This is a genomic window from Arthrospira sp. PCC 9901 (assembly GCF_059013425.1).
Map to the genome: position 1 here is coordinate 5,259,704 of NZ_CP102296.1, position 22,205 is coordinate 5,281,908.

Genomic DNA, 22,205 nt, shown 5'->3' on the forward strand with positions numbered 1-22,205 from the left:
CACAGCCCTTTCAGTAATCATGCAATACCGTTTGACTGGTCGCTCTCCCCCCCTGCACTGCTAGGATTATCTAATGTCACCACCAAACCAGCATTAGTGCGATCGCCTTTTCTGATTTCCGTGTCTACAATTGTTATAGGCAGGAAATCACGATACATAATCATCATCAGGAATAATATAACTTGCTGACAAAGCCACTATAATCGGGTAAATCATCATTCAGAATAATTCCGATAGCTTGTGCCCTGGCTAATTCCGCATTTTGAGGTCTACGGAGGTTCACCGTAAAGGTTTCATCCGGTTCGACTTCCGTATCCCCAAACACCGGAACAGTAATGACTTGGCGGGTTTGACCGGGCCTAAATATCAGCCTTCCCGTCGTGCGTTCATAGTCTTCCCCAGCGGTAGCCGTACCATCAGCCGTGGCATAATTAACCACTACCCTCTCACTGCTAGGATTATCTAATGTCACCACAAAACGAGCATTAGTCTGACCACTATCGCCTTCTATAATTTCCGTGTCTGCAATGGTGATTTGCGGTAAATCATCATCATCGTCATTGATAATAGTTCCGATAGCTTGTGCCCTGGCTAATTGGGCATTTTGAGGTCTACGGAGGTTCACCATAAAGGTTTCATCCGGTTCGACTTCCGTATCCCCAAACACCGGAACAGTAATGACTTGGCGGGTTTGACCGGGCCTAAATATCAGCCTTCCCGTCGTGCGTTCATAGTCTTCCCCAGCGGTAGCCGTACCATCAGCGGTGGCATAATTAACTGTTACTCTCTCAGGGCTAGGATTATCTAATGTCACCACAAAACGAGCATTTTTCTGACCACTATCTCCTTCTATAATTTCCGTGTCTGCAATGGTGATTTGCGGGAAATCATCATTGATAATAGTTCCGGTAGCTTGTGCCCTGGCTAATTCCGCATTTTGAGGTCTACGGAGGTTGACGGTAAAGGTTTCATCCGGTTCTATGTTAGTATCTCCAAACACGGGAACATTGATAAATTGGCGGGTTTCACCGGGTTGAAATATCAGCCTTCCTGTGGTTTGTCGATAGTCTTCTCCAGCGGTAGCTGTACCGTTAGCGGTAGCATAACGAACTGTCACTATCTCACTGCTAGGGCTATCTAATCTCACCAAAAAACGAGCATTGGTGCGACCACTATCTCCCTCTTTTACCTGGGTGTCTCTGATAGAGATTTGCGGTAAATCCTCATCCTCCTCATCAGCAATAATTAACTTGCTGATAAAGCCATCACCGCGACCACTATTTCTTTGTCCACCTAGGTTGCCCGTAGTCCCACCCGCCACATAAATCGAGCCATCACTACCGGTGGTCAGGGCATGGGCCTTGTCCCAACCCCTGGTTTCCAACAGGCGCGTCCAGTCTTTACTTCCATCAGGCTGATACTTGGTGATAAAGGCATCAGGATGCCAGCCACCACTATTGGTTTGTCCATCTAGGTTGCCATCAGTCGTGCCCGCCACATAAATCGAGCCATCACTACCGGTGGTCAGGGCACTAGCCTCGTCAGTCTCACCGCTTCCCAACAGGCGCGTCCAGTCTTTAGTGCCATCAGGCTGATACTTGGTGATAAAGCCATCACCGCGACCACTATTTCTTTGTCCACCTAGGTGGCCCCAAGTCCTACCCGCCACATAAATCGAGCCATCACTACCGGTGGTCAGGGCTGATGCCTCGTCAAAATTCCGGCTTCCCAGCAGGCGCGTCCAGTCTTTAGTGCCATCAGGCTGATACTTAGTGATAAAGGCATCAACACGACCACTATTGGTTTGTCCATCTAGGTCGCTCTCAGTCCTACCCGCCACATAAATCGAGCCATCACTACCGGTGGTCAGGGCTGATGCCTTGCTCCCTCTACGGCTTCCCAACAGGCGCGTCCAGTCCTTAGTGCCATCAGGTTGGTACTTGGTAATAAAGGCATCCCAGTCACCACTAAGGGTTTGTCCATCTAGGTCGCCCCCAGTCCAGCCCGCCACATAAATCGAGCCATCACTACCGGTGGTCAGGGCTGATGCCTCGTCCCAACTACTGGCTCCCAACAGGCGCGTCCAGTCTTTAGTACCATCAGGTTGGTACTTGGTGATAAAGGCATCACTGCCACGACCACTATGGGTTTGTCCATCTAGGTCGCCCCAAGTCAAGCCCGCCACATAAATAGACCCATCACTACCGGTGGTCAGGGCACGAGCCCAGTCCTCCCACCAGGTTCCCAACAGGCGCGTCCAGTCTTTAGTGCCATCAGGCTGATACTTGGTGATAAAGACATCACTGCTACCACTATTGGTTTGTCCATCTAGGTCGCCCCAAGTCGTGCCCGCCACATAAATCGAGCCATCACTACCGGTGGTCAGGGCACGAGCCTCGTCCCTCTCACCACTGCCCAACAGGCGCGTCCAGGCGAACTCTGGCGACCCTGACATCTGTACTGCTACGGGTTCTCCTTCTACCCAGATGAAACCCCAATCATTCTGACTCCTTAACTCAGTGATATCTGCTTCTGTCAAGGCTTCCCCATTCACCAGGCGCATAAATAACTCACCCTCATCTCCTGGGGAGTCGATTTCGTTTAATTGGGAGTCTATATAATGCCCAAATTCTTCGGTTATCACATCCACCAGTTTCTCACTGTGAATTATCGCATCCGATAAATACACCGTACCCGTCACCGAGTCAAAAGCGCCATCCGCACCATTCATGGCTCTGGCGGAAAGAACTTTCAGATGTGGTGTCTCTCCCTGAGTCAAAGCCTCAATAATAGTTGCTCCTAATTCCACATCCGTATATGCACCGAAAGCGGTTTGTAAATCTCCCTGAAAATTGGCGGAGGCGACAAACTCTGTTAATTGTTGGTTAACCTGAGTTAATGCCGCCTCGATTTGGGCTGCTGCTGTCAGTGGATTTACCGACCCATCACCGCTGAATCCCACCGGGGGTAGGGGATTCGGATAATCCGATGGTTCGGGCATTATAGCCGATAAGATTTCTCTGGTATTTTCCATAATATTTCACCTGGTTTTTTTGCATAGATAGCCAAGCCAATCTATCAAATAGTATCTGTCCTCACATTCCCCCACCATGACCATTCTATTCTCTCTAACATATAATGTCAACCCCCACAGCTTGAAAGCGATCGCCAAAAATCACGGTTTTTTCACAGCCCAAAAAACCCACTTTTACCCCTTGACAAATCCGATGACTTGACTTACCATTAAAGAATGGAAATCCGTGCCGCCCTATATATAGGGGTTTTCACCCCCCACCCCCATTTCTAGGGTTGGCGGTGAGGAGGTGGGGTTAAACATCCCCACCCCACATCATTTAACTAAACCAAGTCAATACTCAATCTGTATTCAGTCCGTGCCGCCAGGTGGGGAAATACCCGCACATAATAAGTTCCGGTTTCAAGTCTTCTAGCGGTGATAGTTTCGGGGTTTTTACCTAGATTATTAGACTGGGATATCAACTCACCATCACTACCCAACAATTGCAGGTTAGCATTGGCAAATAGGTCATCAAGGTTGATTCTCACAGTACCTTCACGATTGAGGTCAAAGCGGTAATAGTCATCGGTATTGCGATCGCCTCCTACTACATAGCCAATGCGGTCATTCCTGACAATTTCTCCGGTGAGTGTACGCAGGTTTACCGCATTAGAAAAGCGATCGTCATTACCCCCCTGGGAATCATCATTCAGAATAGTTCCGGTAGCACGTCGCCGTCCTAATGCCGCATTTTGAGGGTTACTCAGGTTGACCCTAAAGGTTTCATCGGGTTCGACTTCCGTATCCCCAAACACGGGAACATTAATGACTTGGCGGGTTTGACCGGGGCGAAATACCAGCCTTCCCCTCGTGCGTCGATAGTCTTCCCCAGCGGTAGCCGTACCATCAGCGGTAGCATAATTAACCACTACCCTTTCACTGCTAGGGCTATCCAATCTCACCACAAAACGAGCATTGGTGCGATCGCTATTTCCTTCTATAATTTCCGTGTCTGCAATGGTGATTGTCGGCAAATCATTATAATCATCATTCAGAATAGTTCCGGTAGCACGTCGCCTTGCTAATGCCGCATTTCGAGGGTTACTCAGGTTGACGGTAAAGGTTTCATCAGGTTCGACTTTGGTATCTCCAAACACGGGAACATTAATAACTTGGCGGGTTTGACCGGGCCTAAATATTAGTTGTCCGGTGGTTTCTCGATAGTCTCGGTCCCTGACAGTGGCTGTACCGTCAGCGGTAGCATAATTAACCACTACCCTTTCACTGCTAGGATTATCTAATGTTACCACAAAACTCGCATTAGTCTGACCACTATTTCCTTCTGTGATTTCCGTGTCTGCAATGGTGATTTGCGGCAAATCATCATCATCGTCATTCAGAATAGTTCCGGTAGCGCGTCGCCTTGCTAATTCTGCATTTTCAGGGTTACTCAGGTTCACCGTAAAGGTTTCATCGGGTTCGACTTTGGTATCTCCCAACACGGGAACATTAATGACTTGGCGGGTTTGACCGGGGCTAAATATCAGCCTTCCGGTGGTGTGTCGATAGTCTCGGTCACTCAGGGTAGCCGTACCATCAGCGGTAGCATAATTAACTGTTACTCTCTCACTGCTAGGATTATCTAATGTCACCACAAAACGAGCATTTGTCTGACCACTATCGCCTTCTTTGACATTGGTATCTCTGATGGTAATATTGGGTTTAATAGGGCTACCAGATAATGTGGTATTGAGGAGGATAGATACGTTATTACCAGACCCATTTACTACCGCCAAATCATCGAGTCCGTTACCGTTAAAGTCACCGACGGCAATATCCCGAGGAGACCTACCGACAGCAAAACTAACAGGACTCATAAAAGTACCATTACCTCTGCCTAATAATACTGATACTTGACCATCCCAGGAAGAGTTGACCACTGCCAGATCTAAATTCCCGTCAAGGTTGAAGTCTCCCACCGCCATGGCTTTAGGAGAACTTCCAGCCGGAAAACCAACAGAGTTCCTAAAAGTACCATCTCCCCTTCCTAATAACATCCATGCTTGACTGCTGTGGTCGGTCACTACCAAATCTAAATTACCATCATTGTTGAAGTCTCCCACTGCAATGTCATAAGCAGGACCTCCAGTATCAACCATGGTAGCCTCACCAAAGCCACCATTTCCGTCTCCTAATAGGACTGATGCGCCACTCCAACCATTTGCTACTGCTAAATCTAACTTCCGGTTTCCGTTAAAGTCTCCCACTGCAATGACATAAGGATAGGCCTCACCAGAATTAAAGTTGGTGGCATTGCTAAAGGTACCATTACCAATTCCTAATAGCACTGATATCTGGTCAGAATAACTCCAACTTTCATTCATAACTACTAAGTCTAAATTGCGATCGCCATCTAAGTCTACCAGTAAAAAGTCACCCGCACCCGACTCGCTTCCGGTGTTAAAGTTGTCCCCAAAGAAGCTGGCAGAACCAATGCCTTCTAACACTGTATAGTTATTAGAACTCGTGCTTTGATTCATAACTACTAAGTCTAAATTGCGATCGGCATTCAAATCTCCCGCCGCAATCAGCGTAGGATAATCCACCACAGTCAAATTAGTATCACTCAAATCAAAAGTGCCATCTCCCTTTCCTAATAATAGTGAGACGTTACTACCAGAGTAGTTGGCTACAGCTAAATCTAGCTTTCTGTTTCGGTTGAAGTCCCCTACAGTAATAGCATAAGGGGAACTGCCAACATCGAAGTTAGTAGCCTCACTAAAAGAAACATCCTGACTCGCCTCTACTTGCACCAAACCACCCAGAATATTTACAACATCATCTTGATTTTTTAACAGGGTGATATCAGCTTCACTCAACACTTCCCCATTCACCAGGCGCATAAATAACTCTCCCTCATCTCCAGGGGAGTCGATTTCGTTCAATTGGGAGTCGAGATAATGTCCGAATTCTTCGGTAACAACATCCACCAGTTTCTCACTGTTAATTACGGCATCAGATAAATACACCGTACCCGTGAGGGAGTCAAAACCGCCATTAACACCATTCATCAACTCCGCTGAAACTACTATCATCTCTGGGAGTTGGCTACCGTCTCCCAAAGCCTCTATAATAGTTTTACCCAATTCCACATCCGTATATGCACCGAAAGCGGTTTGTAAATCGGCTGCAAAACTAGCCGAGGCGACAAACTCTGTTAATTGTTGATTAACCTTAGTTAATGCCGTCTGTATTTCTGCTGCTGCTGTCAGTGGTTCGACCGATACATCCCCAATGAATCCCAGTGCTGGTAGGGGATTCAGAGATTCCAGGGAGTCCAGCCACCAAATATCTAATACTTCTTGGGTGTTGTCCATGATATTTTACCTGGTAGTTATATATATTTCATCCAGATGAGATGGTAAAGGCGATCGCCTTTTCCCATAACAACCATTATAATTTTTTTTAGAGATAACGTCAACGTTTAAATTATTAAAAGAAATGATATTTTTCATTGACAAATCCCTGAACTTGACTGATAATTATATAATCGGTATCTTTGCCAAAATATCTAAGCAGCAGGGCGGAACCGAAATTCCACCCCACCTGGATATAACCAGGAACTTGAGGGGATAGAAATTATCCCCCAAGCGGAACAATTAAATCACAAAGAAATCCTCAAGCGGAATCTCGCCGAACCCCGGTAAATCTCCAGTATATCCAGTGATATTAATCACCAAATCATTCTGAGGCTGAAAACCAGGAACATTATCATTAATGACCAAATAAGTACCGCGAATATCGGGATTAGTTGCTCTGACGAATACGGCGCTATTAGGTGCTAATTCTTGTTGTCCGGGTTGTCCGCCATCAGCATTACGAAATACCTGATTAACAAGCCTACGCAAGGTAGGAGCATTGTTATTTCGAGCGCGGGTAAAATTATCTGGGGCACCGATATCGCGTCCGCGTCGGTTCAGCAGGTCAATTTTATCAGTACCGATTTCAAAATCGGTAATCCGGTCAGGAGCAGCTACCCTCGATTCTCCAAACTGGAACACAAAGACATCAGCACCAGGACCACCAGTGAGAATATCCCGACCCGGACCGCCGTTGAGGGTGTCGTTACCGGGACCACCATTCAGGCGGTCATTTCCCGGACCTCCATCTAAAAAGTCGTTACCTTTACCACCGATTAAGATATCGCGACCTGCGCCACCGATTAAAGTATCATGACCGACACCACCGACGAGGCGATCGTTTCCCGGACCTCCATCTAAGAAATTGTTACCGCGTATGACAGATAAGTGATCATTTCCCGGACCACCGAGGAGGGTATCATTACCTTTACCTGTACTAACAAGGCGATCGTTCCCCCCCAGACCGAGGATGCTATCATTATTGTTGGTTCCGAACAGGGTATCATCATCATCTGTACCAATGATAATATTAGGGCCATCAGTTACCGTGTCACTACCGAGAACCGGAACTTGGTTAATTATCTGTTGTCCCCGTAAGTCATTTACGGTTTCAATAAAACCTGTCCCCGCACCAGTACCAGCAGCGTTGAAAAAGTCTACCACTACTAAATCATCTTCAGGGGAAAATTCACCATCTCGATTGAGGTCTAGTAGCAGATTTTGGTCTTGTCGCGCTACCCCCACCACTCCTGCTAAAAATCCATCTAAATTTAGCTCAATGGGAGTTCCTGGTCTCAAATTACTTTCGATGGTTAGGGTATCTTGTCCGCCACCGTCTTCGATACGACTACCAGCTTGAAGTATTCCCAAACCACCATAGCTAATCATGTAGCTATCATCTCCGTCACCACCGCGAAATACATTCCCGGTGAAACTATATGTGGAGATTCTGAGAGTATCATTACCCGAACCACCTTCAAGAGTTACATTTGAAGATGCAGCAATCAGAACATTGTTACCAGAGTCTCCTAAGACCAGATCATTTTCATAACCCACAATTGAGTCATTCCCAGCACCTCCACTAAGGGTATTTTCACCCAGAAAACTACCAACCAGGGTATCATTACCACCATCGCCGAAAAGCCTATTGTTTCCCGCACCAGCCACTAAACTATCATTTCCCGGACCGCCGCGCAGGAAATCATCCCCCAACCCACCAACGAGAGTATCATTTCCCGGACCACCGAGGAGGGTATCATTACCTTTACCTGTACTAACAAGGCGATCGTTCCCCCCCCAGACCGAGGATGCTATCATTATTGTTGGTTCCGAACAGGGTATCATCATCATCTGTACCAGTGATAATATTAGGGCCATCAGTTACCGTGTCACTACCGAGAACCGGAACTTGGTTAATTATCTGTTGTCCCCGTAAGTCATTTACGGTTTCAATAAAACCTGTCCCCGCACCAGTACCAGCAGCGTTGAAAAAGTCTACCACTACTAAATCATCTTCAGGGGAAAATTCACCATCTCGATTGAGGTCTAGTAGCAGATTTTGGTCTTGTCGCGCTACCCCCACCACTCCTGCTAAAAATCCATCTAAATTTAGCTCAATGGGAGTTCCTGGTCTCAAATTACTTTCGATGCTTAGGGTATCTTGTCCACCACTGTCTTCGATACGACTACCAGCTTGATCTATTCCAAAACGACCATAGCTAATCATGTAGCTATCATCTCCGTCACCACCGCGAAATACATTCCCGGTGAAACTATATGCGGAGATGCTGAAACTGTTGTTCCCTGCTAAAGCCTCTAGGGTATCCCCAGAACTAGCAACCAGGGTATCATTGCCATCAGTACCTCGTATTAGCCTACCCATAATCTATCCTTGTAAAATAAGTCCGTACAATTACAGTCTAACAATCACTTTTGAAACTGTGCCTTTTGGTGAAAAAATTAATGTTTATTTATAAAACTTAATTATTGTTAATAAATATTCTAATATTCGGGGATGTGATCTAGCAAAAATCGTGGTTATAATAAATTATATGTACTAGTAAAATTATCATAAGTTCATGTCACTTACAAATATTTCAGCATTAATTATTACCGGAATGCACCGTTCTGGAACTTCCCTAACCGCATCATTTTTAGCGGCGATGGGTGTAGACTTAGGTTCTCATCTTCTGAAAGGAGATTATGCTAATCCTAAAGGATATTTTGAAGATGTGGAAATTTTGACTTTTCAGCGTCAACTTTTAGCTAGTTGTTGTCGAGGTGATGAAACCGGATTTCCTGATTGGGGATGGACTGATAGTGAATGGCTAAATCAATATCAAATCACCAGTTACCTGACTATGGCTGAACAATTAATTGCATCTCGAAAAACTCCCGGTAAAATTTGGGGCTGGAAAGATCCACGCACTACCTTGCTCTTGGATTTTTGGCATCAGATTATTCCGGAATCTTATTATATTTTGGTCTATCGATATCCTTGGGATGTTATGGATTCTATTTTGCGTCTCAATATTCCTTTTTTTCAACTCCATCCTGAATCATGTTTAAAAATTTGGCGATATTATAATTTGCATCTCCTGGATTTTTATAAAAGGCATGATAACCAATGTATTTTAGTTAATATAAATAGCTTGATTAAACATCCAGATATTTTGGTCAATTTATTAAATTCTAAATTAGGACTTGCGGATATTCCCGCAGGCGGAAAGGTGCTAAAATCAATTTATAATCCCCAAATACTCAAGAGTTTACCTGAAGATCATCCTTTGGTAAAATTGCTGTTTCAGGTTTCGTCAAATAACTATTTTGAACTTTTAGAAAATCTGGATGCTGTAGCCGACTTACCGAGTCAATTTTCCCGAGAACTATTGTTACAAAAAGCTACATCATTAGAGAAAATGATTGTTCAACTATATCAAAAATCCATTGAACAGCAACTACATCCAAATTCGCAGAAGTTTTTGGGTTTGGTTAGTCAAACAGTACAAGACTATCAAAACCATATTTATTGGGAGTTTCCTTTAACTAAACTGCGAGAATATCGTCAAAAAATAGCGGAGTTTTGGTTGACAGCAGAATCTCTCAAAGACTGTTACCATAGCCACTTAGGGAAAAGCCATAAAATTTTGGTTAATAGTGGCATTAAATATGAGCCATTAACTGACCATGAGCAAGATTTTTGTCGGGGAATATTATCACAGTTTAATCAAGAACAATTCCACCCATCAAATGCTCTCAGATATCTATTGGTTTTGATGCTATACAAGCCAGCCTATCAGTTCATGATTAATTATGATGCTATGGCTCTACCTAGATGGTTTATTAATGACTTCTTAGAGTGTATGTTAGAATTACCTGAAGTTTTTCAAAACACCGAAGACATCGAAATTTATACCAATTATATTTCTCACATGGTTAATATAATTGAGCAGAAAATTGCCGCCGAAAGCGTTTCCAAACTTTGGTTTGATATTGCTAAATATCTAGGGGATTTATTTAATTTTATGCCTTTATATTTTGCCGAAATAAATCTCAAAAATTTAGCGGTTAAAAGGGCAAAAATATTGTCGATTTTGCTGGAAAAATCTGGTCATAAATTAGATATTGATTTGCCACGAAGACCGGCTAATCGCTCCCGGATTCGGATCGGAATTTTAAAATCAAATTTTGATGGAACTTCGGAAACATTTACGACGATTCCTGTATTTGAATTTCTGAATAGAGAGAAATTTGAGGTAATTGTTTATGTTCTTAATGAGACACAAACACCTATGGAAGAATATTGTAAAAATCTTGTTGATAAATGGGTGGAACTTCCCCAGGGAATCCGAGAACAAGTTGCGGTAATACTTGATGATAATTTAGATATTCTTTTTGTGGGCTCAATTTTAACGACAGCAGCACAACCGATAATTTTACTAGCCTTACATAGATTAGCCAGAATACAAGCTACTTATTTTGCTTCTCCTATGACCACAGGAATCAAAAATATGGATTATTATATTTCTGGAACTTTGACAGAACCCCCTGATGCTGCGAGCCACTATCAAGAAAAATTAGTCTTAATTCCCGGGACTGGTTTTGCTTTTAATTATAGTTGGGAACCTATGGAGACTAACCGAGAAATTACTCGCCAAAAACTAGGGATTCCTGAAGAATCAATTATCTTTGTTTCCGGGGCTAACTTTTTTAAAATTATTCCGAATTTGAGGGATACTTGGGCAAAAATTTTAGCGTCTGTACCTAATTCGGTGTTGCTATTATATCCCTTTGGCTCGAGTTGGTCAAAGATATACGCGACTATACCTTTTATCCATAATCTACATAGACGATTCCAGGTCTATAATGTGGCAGCATCTCGATTGATTTTGTTGAATAATTTGCCGAACCGTGCGGAAGTGAAAGCTGTGTTAAAACTAGCAGATGTTTATTTGGACTCTTACCCTTTTGCGGGTGCTAATTCCCTAGTTGAACCCCTAGAAGTGGCTTTACCTACAGTAACTTGGGAAGGTAATTATTTGCGCTCTCGACAAGGTGCTGCTTTGATGAAAGAGTTGGGATTGTGGGATTTTATTGCTGATGATGAATTGACTTATATTAAGTTGAGTGTATCCCTGGGTAATAGTGCAGAATTTCGTCAGGAAACTCGCCAAAAAATTCAACAAAAAATGCCTCATTATTCGTTGCCTAATTTCTTGAATAGCCGCACTTACTCAGCACAAATGGAAATAGCATTTGCCCAACTATGGCAAGATTATCAGTCTTAATTAAGGGGAATCTGTGGGGACATATATATGGCTGCTGGATGGGGTGTAGTAACCTAACCTACAACTCCCACTCGGGAAATCAGCTTGGGGAAAATTAAGGATAATTGCTGATGGAAATTATTGCCCAAATATATATTATACTCAAATAGTATATAGCTGGTGGGAATGAAAACGGCGCGAAAGTCTATATTAATCAACCTATGGGCGCTTTCATACACAGCGAGACTAGAATGATCGGGAATTGAGTTAGCCAGTTGTGCAGATTTTCGCAAAACTGCTATAGTGAAGTGTAAAATCACTCAATCTGTGCGATGTCTATAGCTAGTCAGGAATTATCCCAGACATCAAAACCTCTGAACTTAGAGGAAATAGCCACCGTCGCCGCCAACAGTAACCTATGTACTTGGGACGACCTGGATCAATCTGTCCGTGCTAACCTGGAAGCAGCGATCGCCCCAGGTTCAGCTATCCAATGCGTTCTGTATCCCCCCACTCAGGAGGAACTAGCTGCAATAATCACCTATGCGGCACGGCATCAGTTAGGAATTTTACCCTTGGGGAAAGGTAGCAAAATTACCTGGGGAAACCCGGTGAAAAACCCCTCTATTGCTATTAGTACCCAGAAAATTAACCGCTTAGTTGAACACGCGGTGGGAGACCTGACTGTAACGGTAGAAGCTGGTATGGGATATCGGGAACTTCAGCAAATTTTGGCTAAACAGGGACAGTTCCTAGGCTTTGACCCCTGCTATCAGGATGATGCTACTATTGGCGGAATTATTGCTACTGGAGATAGTGGTTCTCTGCGTCATCGATATCGAGGTATCCGCGATATGCTGCTGGGAATTTCTTTTGTCCGGTCTGATGGTAAAATTGCTAAAGCTGGGGGTCGGGTAGTTAAAAATGTCGCGGGTTATGACTTGATGAAGTTGCTAACCGGTTCCTACGGAACTTTGGGCATTATTACTCAAGTTACCCTGCGTTTATATCCCTGTTTAGAAGCATCCCATACGGTCCTGTTAACAGGAGATTCAGATGCGATCGCTACCTGTTTTGCAACTATCTTAGCCTCGGCTTTGACTCCGGTGGCTATGGATTTGATTTCCCCGGAATTAGTGGCTCGCCTCTCTGGGAAAAAATCCATGGGTTTGGCTGTCAGATTTCAAAGTATCCGGGAAAGTGTGGAACTACAAGGCGATCGCCTGGTAGAAGTCGGTAATCAACTCAATTTAAACTCAACTATAATTCGGGAAAATGACGGAGATTTTTGGCAGCAATTAAAACAGCAAATTTGGCAAGGTTCCCAAGGCGATCGCATTATTTGTAAAGTCGGTATCACTCCCACGGACGCAGCCACCACTTTGGCGAAATGTCAAACTCCCGCCGTCATTCATGGTAGCAGTGGTTTGGGATTAATGCGATTTGATGAGACTCAACCAGAGCCGTTGCAAAATCTGCGGCAGTTGTGTAATAATCAAGGTGGTTTCCTGTCGGTTTTAGAAGCACCATTAACCATTAAACAACAAATAGAAGTTTGGGGATACCGGGGAAACGCCTTAGACCTCATGGCTAAGATTAAGCAGCAATTTGACCCCCAAAATCTTCTGAATCATCAGCGATTTATTGCTGGTCTTTAACTTCTGGATTGTTTAGGCGAATTCACTCCGTAGTTTAATCATTCATACCATTTTAAGATGCAAACTTTTGATAAGTCTTCCGAGGCTAATTTAAATCAAATTCCCGCGAAAGAAAGCAACTTTTTAGACCAAAACCCCCACCTAGAACCCTCGGCAAATTTTCCCGGATTTGACAAGAATAATCCGCCGCCGCCAGACTTAATTAATACCTGTGTTCATTGTGGGTTTTGTTTAGCCACCTGTCCTAGTTATCGGGTAATAGGTAAAGAAATGGACTCCCCCAGGGGTAGAATTTACCTGATGGATGCTATTAATAAGGGAGAAGCACCCCTTGCTAAAGCCACCAGCGAACATTTTGATAGTTGCTTAGGTTGTTTAGCCTGCGTGACCACCTGTCCTTCTGGGGTTCAATATGACCGTCTCATCGCCGCCACCCGTCCCCAGGTGGAAAGAAATGTTCCCCGAAATTTAGGCGATCGCTTAATTCGCACATTGATTTTCAGCTTATTTCCCTATCCCGACCGTCTGCGTCCTCTGTTAGTTCCCCTGTATTTATATCAAAAATTGGGGATTAAAAACCTAGTGCGGTCTACCGGATTATTGCCCAAAATCTCCCCCAGACTGGCGGCGATGGAATCAATTTTGCCGGAAATTAACTCTAGTGCTTTTCAGGACAATTTACCCACAGTCATTCCCGCACAAGGGGAAAAACGCTATCGAGTCGGGATGATTTTAGGTTGTGTACAAAGGCTATTTTTCTCTCCGGTAAATGAAGCCACCGCTAGGGTATTAACGGCTAATGGTTGCGAGGTGATTATCCCTAAATCTCAAGGCTGTTGTGCCGCACTTCCTGAACACCAAGGACAAACGGAACAATCCCATGTTTTGATTAAACAAATGATTGATAGTTTTGCCGACACTGGGGTTGATGCTATTATTATTAATGCCGCCGGTTGTGGTCATACTTTAAAAGAATATGGTCACATTATGAGGGATGATCCCGAATATCGAGACAAGGCGAAAGAATTTGCAGGTAAAGTCCGCGATGTACAGGAGTTTTTAGCGGAAGTGGGGTTAACGGCGCACTTATCTCCTTTGGTGGAAGGGGAGGATTTAACTATTGTATATCAGGATGCTTGTCACCTGTTACACGGACAAAAAATTAGCAGTCAACCGAGGGAGTTATTAACCAAAATTCCTGGGGTGAAATTGCGAGAACCTGTTGATGCGGCTTTGTGTTGTGGTAGCGCCGGGGTTTATAATATGTTACAGCCAGAAGTGGCGGATGAGTTGGGACAGCAAAAGGTACAAAATCTGCTCAATACTGGGGCGACTGTAATTGCTTCGGCTAACCCAGGGTGTTCTTTGCAAATTAAGAAGCATCTGGAATTACAAGGAAAGCGGGTTACTCTCAAGCATCCTATGGAGTTGTTAGATGATTCTATTCGGGGGGTGAAAATTTAATTCTCCCTGAGATTAGCAAAAGCTAATTAACACAGGTGCGTCAGTCCCTCCCTACAATTAATAATTAATAATTAATAATGAATAATTAATGACCGGGTGGGGCGGGTTTATTCAGAGCCGGGTGGGGAATTGAATTGACAGCGGAACCCGGAGGGCGGGTTTATTCAGATCCTCGTGGGGAATTGAATTGACAGCGGAACCCGCCCCTACAATTAATAATTAATGACCGGGTGGGGCGGGTTTATTCAGAGCCGGGTGGGGAATTGAATTGACAGCAGAACCCGCCCCTACAATTAATAATTAATGACCGGGTGGGGCGGGTTTATTCAGAGCCGGGTGGGGAATTGAATTGACAGGGGAGGCGCGCCCCTACAATTTTCAATTATCAGGTGGGACGCAGAAGACGATCGCTTATGGATTTTTCATCATTTCCACAAAGTCTTTCACCAAGTCGAGGTGATGCTGAAGCTGTTTAACTAGGGGTGGGATAGCTTCGAGGTTTTGTTGGGTGGCGAGGTTTTCTAACTCCTGAGAGATGGCGGGAATGTGGAAGATACCAGCATTGGCGCTAGACCCTTTCAAGGCGTGTGCTTGCTGTTTGATTTCGGCAAAATTCGAGGTATTAATCGCTTTATTGAGAGTGTCAATTCGTTGTTGTGCTTGATGGATAAAGGTGGTTAACAGACGATACTTATACTCGGTTTTTCCCTTAAATAACTTATTGAGGCGATCGCTATCAACCGGACAATCAACCGGACTATCTAAATGTCGCTGATGATTGGCTGTGGTGGGTGTTTGATTTTGGGTTTCCAGACAAACCGGAACCCAACGATTAATCACGTTGACTAAAGCCTGTAAATCAATAGGTTTAGTGATGTAGTCATCCATTCCCACTTGTAGACAGCGATCGCGATCGGAAGGCATTACGCTAGCAGTCAAAGCGATAATAATAGGAGGTCGTTGGGAGTTTTGGCTACCGCGAATTCTGGCTGTAGTTTCATAACCATCTAAAATAGGCATCTGACAATCCATTAAGATTAAATCATAATGCTGTGTTTCTAAATGTTGTAAAACCGCTTCTCCGTCCGACACAGCATCAGCGACATAACCCAGTTGTTGCAGTTGAGTTAAAACCACTTCCTGATTAACTAAGTCATCCTCAGCCAGGAGAATTTTTAGAGGTATAGAAGCCTTCAGTTTATCGTTATTTTGCGAGAGATGACAACATGGTGTTTTGGGAATTTCGGGAAAGGACGATCGCATCAATAAATCATCCCAAGACTTATCAAGGTGATGGTTTAAATTCGGGATATCAAGTTCCAGGGCTTTGGCAAAACTTCGCAGTAATCGCAGGGGTGCGATCGGCTTAACTAAATATACAAAATTCCCTAAATTTAAAACCTGTTCGGCGCGATTTCGCTGACTGATACCACTCATTAAAATTAGCTGAGTTTGCGAATTACTAGAGGTTTTATAAAGCTGTCCTAGTAATTTAGCACCATGGCGGTCTAGCAACTCTAAATCCATGAGAATCAGATGATATGGGGAACCTTTAGCCTGTTGATGATGCCATTTATCTAAGGCTATTTTAGAGGTCTCTGCTGTATCTACTTGTATACCCCATTGCTTAGTTATGCAGCTAACTGACTGCCTGACTAAACTACTACTATCCACCACTAATAAACTCAGATTTTGTAATTGTTTTGGAATCGAAATATCCTGTAATTCTGATGGTAAAAAATTGGCGGTAAACCAGAAAATTGAACCCTTCCCTAGTTGACTATTAACGCCGATTTCACCACCCATTAAATTCACTAAGTGCTGACAGATTGATAAACCCAATCCCGTGCCACCATATTGACGATTAGTGGCGGAACTAGCAGGGGAAAAAGGCTGAAATAATTGGGGTTGAAGTTCATCAGAAATCCCCATTCCTGTATCTTCTATGGAAAAGTAAATATTAATGTGATCTTGACTAATTACTCTGGGAGTCACTCTGATAATAATATGACCGGATTTGGTAAATTTAATAGCATTATTGACTAAGTTAATTAGAACCTGCTGTAAACGCATCCCATCACCCTTTAAATATCGGGGAAGATTCGGTTGTAACAAAATAATTAGTTCTAGTTGTTTATCCTCAGCTTTAACCGCCAACAGATCCACTACGGTTTCTAGGCAATCTTGTAAATCAAAGTCATGGGATTCTAGGTGAGTTTCTCCGGCTTCTAGTTTAGATAAATCCAGAATTTCGTTAATTACAGTTAATAGATGTTTAGCGCTGCGATAAATGGTTTGGGTGTAATCTTTTTGTTGGGGTGTGAGATGAGTTTGCATTAACAATTCAACCATCCCCAAAACTCCACTCATGGGAGTGCGAATTTCATGGCTCATTTGCGCTAAAAATCGAGACTTAAATTGAACGGCATCTAAAGCAGCGTTGCGAGTTTCGACTAGATTATTTAAGGGAATAATGACTAGAATTACTCCCCCAACTTCTCCAGAATTACGATACCAAGGACCTACAGTCCAACCATGATAGATCAGAGAACCATCTCCGCGAGTCCATGAATCCTCTAAATTCGACAATTTTTCGCCGCGTAAGGCTTTTTGATGGGCTAATTTCCAGTCATTGTTTACGTTGGGAAATACATCATAATGACTTAAACCAATTAATGAGTACATCTCTGGCTTTAAATGGTTAATCCATCCCTCGGAATAAGCCAGGTATCGCATTTCTGTATCAAACATGGCGATGGGTAGGGGAAGGTAGGATATCAGTTGTTGTAGTCGTTCACATTCTAATTCTTGTTCACATGAACCGTCGGGACTACAGGCTACGGGTTCCCCGGTGACGATCGCACCTAGAATTTCTCCGCAATAATTACGCCAAGGAACTATTTGGAAATGAACTTGCTGTTGTCGTCGGTCACTACCCAATAGGATATGATGTACATGAACTTGCTGTTGAGTGGCGATCGCTTGCAGATAACGGAATTTCACCCCATCACGGACTGATTCTGGTAGACATAGCATCCAATAATTGCGATCTATCACTTCCTCCCGTCGATAGCCGGAAATTTCCTCGGCGGCATGATTCCACTCGACAATCTTGCCTTCTAAAGATAGTACAATCACAATACAACCCATCTGCTGTAGGAAAGACTGCGCGCCCTTGATAATGTCTATTCTTTCCAGGCTTTCGGGTTTTCGCCATCTAACTAAGGTCAAACTGGCGACCATACTAATCATGGCGCTAACACCAAGGGTAAAGACTAACGGATCGGAGTTGGGTGGAGTTGGGAGAAACATTGACTGACGCACTCTTTAGCGGTTAGGGTTGATCCATAATAGGTGGCTCTTTAGGGTGGCTCAGAGGCGGTAAATGCCGATAATAACCCGATAATTCCCTTCTGACCCACCTTTTAGGCTGATTGATAGTGATGCCACAATATAATCTAGGTATAGGCTGTAACATAAGTTCAAGATTAACATAATCGGGGTTAAAGTGGGACACACTAGATCGTATCTCCAGCCACAAGGTGAAAATTAACGCGGAAATTCCAGTTTTCCACCGGGGGACCTTTAGCTAAACTTGCTTTCGTGCTGCGGCTTCGGAGGCGGAAAGCTCGATTTGTCCGTCCCTGAATTGTACGGGAGGGGTTCACCAATAACCTGCTGGAAATAGTCGCGCGTATAAACCCGCCCCTATTAGGAATCGCCGCGCCTTTAAACCGGAGATGATGTCAATATGGAGATGGTTGTATGAATCAGTATCAACACTTTCTGAAAATTAAGACCCAGGGGAAATCTTTGGCTAAAATTACCCGTTATATTCAGGAAGCTGTAGAAAAATCTCAGATCCAAACGGGTATTTGTACGGTATTTATCCGCCATACTTCTGCTAGTCTCATTATCCAAGAAAATGCTGATCCTGATGTGTTAGAAGACCTGGAAAATTTCCTGTCTAAATTAGTGCCAGAAGGAGATTACTACATCCACAGCGCGGAAGGACCGGACGATATGCCTGCCCATATTCGTAGTGTTTTAACTAATACATCTGAGCAAATTCCCATCTCCCAAGGACGGCTAGTATTGGGAACTTGGCAAGGACTATATCTCTGGGAACATCGCCGCCGTGGCTCCTATCGAGAACTGGTAATTCATATTATGGGGAATTAGTCCAAATTTGATTGATTAACAACTTGCAAATTCTCATGGAGACTAACTAACTATGAAAATCGAATTTTTGCCGGATAATGTGACTGTGGAAGCTGAACCAGGAGAACCTATATTAGAAGTGGCTAACCGCGCGGGAGTTTCGATTCCGACGGGCTGTTTAATGGGTTCCTGTCACGCCTGCGAGGTGGAATTAGATGATGGAGAAATTATCTGCTCTTGTATTAGTTCTGTACCAGCCGGAAGGGAAAAAATGACTATTAATCTGTATTCTGATCCGGCTTGGTAGCACTGGGGTTAAGCTGTCGGATAATGATGGCGATCGCCCCTAAACCCAGTAACCCCAATAACCCGGCTAAGGGGTTGCTATCAATGCCAGTCACCCAGGGGGGAACTTTTCCTAAATTCATGGTTAATTCTCCCACATTTATGATATAATAAGCACCAACTAAACCGCCGTGTAAGCCTATGGCTAACGCCAAAGAACCATGAGGATGATTAGGGGTGCGGGTGACATCTTTTGCCCAAACTAAAATTATCCCTAATAGCAATAAACCCGGAAATTGTAACCAGGTTCGCAAAATTTCTTCCCAAGGTTTGATAAAGTGGAGTAGGGCGAATATAACACTACTCACCCAGAGAGATTTGACGGGGGAATAGTCCCGCCGTAATTCTTCTAGTAGCCAACCTCTAAATAACAACTCCTCAGCAAATCCTACCCCCAAAGATACCAATAAACTCTCAATGATAATTATAGGAAAATTGGCGGGGAAAGGTTGCCACTTGAGCCAGCCGAACCCAGTAGCGATCGCAAATATTCCCAGAACCCCAACCCAACCCAAGCCTAAACCAATTAACAAACCCTCACCGCTGCGGCGACTAATTTCCAGACCACAGACCCGCAAATAACGAGGCTGACCATAAACCGATTTTCCCCACCATTGCAGTAAAATCACAAACTGACAATATAGCAAAACTAGGGTAATGATACTCACCCAATTGGGGTCGCCCCCTAGCCAATAAATGGGAATAGCCAGGGGAAGCCAAATTAGCAGCAATAGAACCACAAACAGCCCCAACCGAACCGGGACAGGGCGGCGGACTAGGTGAGAGAGATTAAACAAGCGATCGCAATATAGCTGAAATTATCTTCCATCAGAGCAGTCTACCACTACTCGTCAGGTTCTATGGTACTGGTCAAGCCATGATTTTTTAAAGTTTCACAATAAAACTCAGCGTGTTCGAGGGCGCAGGTAATCACCAAAGCCAAGCCATTAGTGTGAGCCTCCATCATAATACTAACAGCTTGGGGTTGAGTCAGGCCGGGAACGGTACTCATCAGCACTTGTACCACATACTCCATGGGGTTATAGTCATCATTATGGAGCAGAACCCGATAGCGTGGTGCTAACTTCCGATTTGTGGAAGTCTTTTCTACGGTTTGGGTTGACACAGAACCATCTCCTCCGTTTACAAAGTTACAGTGATCGGGGAATTTATCGATACCAAAGCAGACCAAAGCCATAATCAGACCATCAGGCTATTGAAGGCTGGCTAGACTCAGCCCAATTCCTGCTCAAATTGACAATAACTTGGCGAGGCGCTGCTAACTAATAGCTTAACAAGCGTCTCCCATTGAGTGCAACCCAGAAGTCCGAACTCACCAGTCACAACTAGAATGGTTAATAATAAGATGGATACAGTGATCAGCCGAAACCATCATTTATGCAGAATAGTACATTACTCCTAACCAAAGAACTCCCTAACCTGACCTACTCCCCCCTATTGGACCGCTTTGATGACAGTTGGGAAGCGCCCCTGTCTACCCTCCTAGGCTTAGGACGCGCTGCTGGGGCTGACCTGGTAGAATTTTTCCTAGAGCGCAATAATGTGATCAGTTGCTTGGCTGAAGATGACGGCATTACCGGGGTTTCCCCAAGTCTGTCTTTAGGGGCGGGTATTCGCGTATTTAAGGGAAATGCAGATTGTTATGTGAGTACCAATGATTTATCCTTTAGCGGCTTGCGTGCAGCCCTGGAAAAAGCCTTATCCATCATGGGTTTACAGCTTCCTGGAGCAGTGGGATTTGTGCCTTCGGTCAATTTGGAACTATTGCGGGATTACGCGACCTCTAAGGGCAAAGAAAGCTGGCTGGCTCAATGTAGTTCGATGCAAGAGATGGGCGATATCCTGTTGGCAGCTAACGCTCAACTACTCAAAAAGGCTAACCACGTTCAATCTCGGCGTTCGTCCTATTTCCGAGATTGGCAAGAGGTTCTGGTAGCCTGTAGTGATGGTACTTTTGCGCGGGATGTGCGATTGACTCAATCTCAGGTTTCGTCGATAATTAGTGCAGATGGCGAACATCGCTGTTCTATCAGTAAACGTGGCGGTAGTACCAGTTGCCCGGATTGGTTGCGGACTTGGGACTATGAAACTGATGCGGAAGATATGGCAGAATCTGCGGGTAAAATGCTTTATGCGGATTATGTCGAGTCTGGCTATTATCCTGTGGTGATGGCTAACCGCTTCGGTGGGGTGATTTTCCACGAAGCCTGTGGGCATTTACTGGAAACTACCGCTATTGAAACGAAAACAACTCCTTTTGCTGATAAGAAGGGTGAGAAAATTGCCCACGAAAATCTGACGGCTTGGGATGAGGGTCTGTCGGAGCAGGCATTTGGCACTATCGATATGGATGATGAGGGAATGCCTGCCCAGCGTACTCTCTTAATTGAAAATGGTATCCTGAAAAATTTTCTGTGCGATCGCGCTGGGGAAAGACGCACGGGAAATCCCAGAACCGGAAGCGGTCGCCGCCAAAACTACACCTATTCACCAGCCAGCCGGATGCGTAATACTTATATTGCGCCTGGTGAGTATTCTGTTGATGACCTATTTGCATCAGTCGATCGCGGTTTGTACTGTAAAAAAATGGGTGGCGGTAGTGTCGGCGATACCGGAAAGTTTAACTTTGCGGTGGAAGAGGCTTATCTCATCGAAAATGGTAAACTTACTAAGCCTCTCAAGGGTGCAACTTTAATCGGTTACGCTACGGAAATTATGAACAATATTTCTATGTCTTCCCAGGATATCGGACTGGCGGCGGGGTTCTGCGGTTCGGTCAGCGGTAGCATCTATGTGACGGTCGGACAACCTCATATTAAGGTTGATGGTATTACTGTGGGAGGAAGATAAATTG

General features: G+C 44.3%; 15 protein-coding genes. 6 read left to right on the forward strand and 9 right to left on the reverse strand.

The genetic code is table 11. From position 1 onward, the window contains the following. Positions 1–17: 17 nt before the first annotated feature. The 5 genes from NLZ44_RS23305 to NLZ44_RS23325 form a co-directional block, all read right to left on the reverse strand. On the reverse strand, positions 18–158 hold the full coding sequence (locus tag NLZ44_RS23305) for a hypothetical protein (protein ID WP_493751317.1): 141 nt from the start codon (positions 156–158) through the stop codon (positions 18–20). Between the two features lie 8 nt (positions 159–166). After that, positions 167–3,034, reverse strand: a complete 2,868-nt coding sequence (locus NLZ44_RS23310; protein WP_493751318.1) for a Calx-beta domain-containing protein — start codon at positions 3,032–3,034, stop codon at positions 167–169. A gap of 323 nt (positions 3,035–3,357) precedes the next feature. After that, complete coding sequence (locus NLZ44_RS23315) at positions 3,358–6,393, reverse strand: Calx-beta domain-containing protein (protein ID WP_493751319.1); 3,036 nt, start codon at positions 6,391–6,393, stop codon at positions 3,358–3,360. 282 nt (positions 6,394–6,675) lie between these two features. Next, a complete protein-coding gene (locus NLZ44_RS23320) occupies positions 6,676–8,253 on the reverse strand; it encodes a bluetail domain-containing putative surface protein (protein WP_493751320.1) in 1,578 nt (525 codons plus the stop codon). Next, positions 8,210–8,818 (reverse strand): hypothetical protein, encoded by a 609-nt coding sequence (locus NLZ44_RS23325; protein WP_493751321.1) that lies wholly within the window; start codon positions 8,816–8,818, stop codon positions 8,210–8,212. Before NLZ44_RS23325 ends, NLZ44_RS23320 begins: the two co-directional genes overlap by 44 nt. Positions 8,819–9,014: 196 nt before the next feature. Between NLZ44_RS23325 and NLZ44_RS23330 the strand changes: the two genes are divergently transcribed. Beyond that, positions 9,015–11,723, forward strand: coding sequence for an O-linked N-acetylglucosamine transferase family protein (locus NLZ44_RS23330; protein ID WP_493751322.1), 2,709 nt, complete (start codon positions 9,015–9,017; stop codon positions 11,721–11,723). A gap of 53 nt (positions 11,724–11,776) precedes the next feature. Here NLZ44_RS23330 and NLZ44_RS23335 read toward each other — a convergent pair whose 3' ends face one another. After that, positions 11,777–12,022, reverse strand: coding sequence for a hypothetical protein (locus NLZ44_RS23335; RefSeq protein ID WP_493751323.1), 246 nt, complete (start codon positions 12,020–12,022; stop codon positions 11,777–11,779). Positions 12,023–12,034: 12 nt separating this feature from the next. Between NLZ44_RS23335 and NLZ44_RS23340 the strand changes: the two genes are divergently transcribed. Then, entirely contained in the window at positions 12,035–13,360 is a 1,326-nt protein-coding gene (locus tag NLZ44_RS23340) for an FAD-binding oxidoreductase (RefSeq protein WP_493751324.1), read from the forward strand. Between the two features lie 57 nt (positions 13,361–13,417). After that, positions 13,418–14,824, forward strand: a complete 1,407-nt coding sequence (locus NLZ44_RS23345) for a (Fe-S)-binding protein (protein ID WP_006622073.1) — start codon at positions 13,418–13,420, stop codon at positions 14,822–14,824. 411 nt (positions 14,825–15,235) lie between these two features. Here the strand turns inward: NLZ44_RS23345 and NLZ44_RS23350 are convergent, their stop codons facing one another. Beyond that, positions 15,236–18,136 carry a response regulator gene (locus NLZ44_RS23350; RefSeq protein ID WP_493751325.1) on the reverse strand — a complete coding sequence of 967 codons (2,901 nt, stop codon included), beginning with the start codon at positions 18,134–18,136 and terminating at the stop codon, positions 15,236–15,238. 453 nt (positions 18,137–18,589) lie between these two features. On the opposite strand from NLZ44_RS23350, the gene NLZ44_RS23355 reads away from it, so the two are divergent. After that, positions 18,590–19,006: a secondary thiamine-phosphate synthase enzyme YjbQ gene (locus NLZ44_RS23355; protein ID WP_493751326.1), complete on the forward strand. Its 417-nt coding sequence runs from the start codon at positions 18,590–18,592 to the stop codon at positions 19,004–19,006. A gap of 52 nt (positions 19,007–19,058) precedes the next feature. Beyond that, complete coding sequence (locus tag NLZ44_RS23360) at positions 19,059–19,292, forward strand: 2Fe-2S iron-sulfur cluster-binding protein (RefSeq protein ID WP_006622076.1); 234 nt, start codon at positions 19,059–19,061, stop codon at positions 19,290–19,292. On the opposite strand, the gene NLZ44_RS23365 is transcribed toward NLZ44_RS23360, so the two are convergent. After that, complete coding sequence (locus tag NLZ44_RS23365) at positions 19,264–20,127, reverse strand: CPBP family intramembrane glutamic endopeptidase (RefSeq protein ID WP_493751327.1); 864 nt, start codon at positions 20,125–20,127, stop codon at positions 19,264–19,266. The genes NLZ44_RS23360 and NLZ44_RS23365 overlap by 29 nt on opposite strands. Positions 20,128–20,174: 47 nt before the next feature. After that, positions 20,175–20,456 carry an ATP-dependent Clp protease adapter ClpS gene (gene clpS, locus NLZ44_RS23370; RefSeq protein ID WP_008054756.1) on the reverse strand — a complete coding sequence of 94 codons (282 nt, stop codon included), beginning with the start codon at positions 20,454–20,456 and terminating at the stop codon, positions 20,175–20,177. 272 nt (positions 20,457–20,728) lie between these two features. Here clpS and NLZ44_RS23375 point away from each other — a divergent pair, with 272 nt between their 5' ends. Further along, positions 20,729–22,201 carry a TldD/PmbA family protein gene (locus NLZ44_RS23375; protein WP_008051892.1) on the forward strand — a complete coding sequence of 491 codons (1,473 nt, stop codon included), beginning with the start codon at positions 20,729–20,731 and terminating at the stop codon, positions 22,199–22,201. Positions 22,202–22,205: the final 4 nt, after the last annotated feature.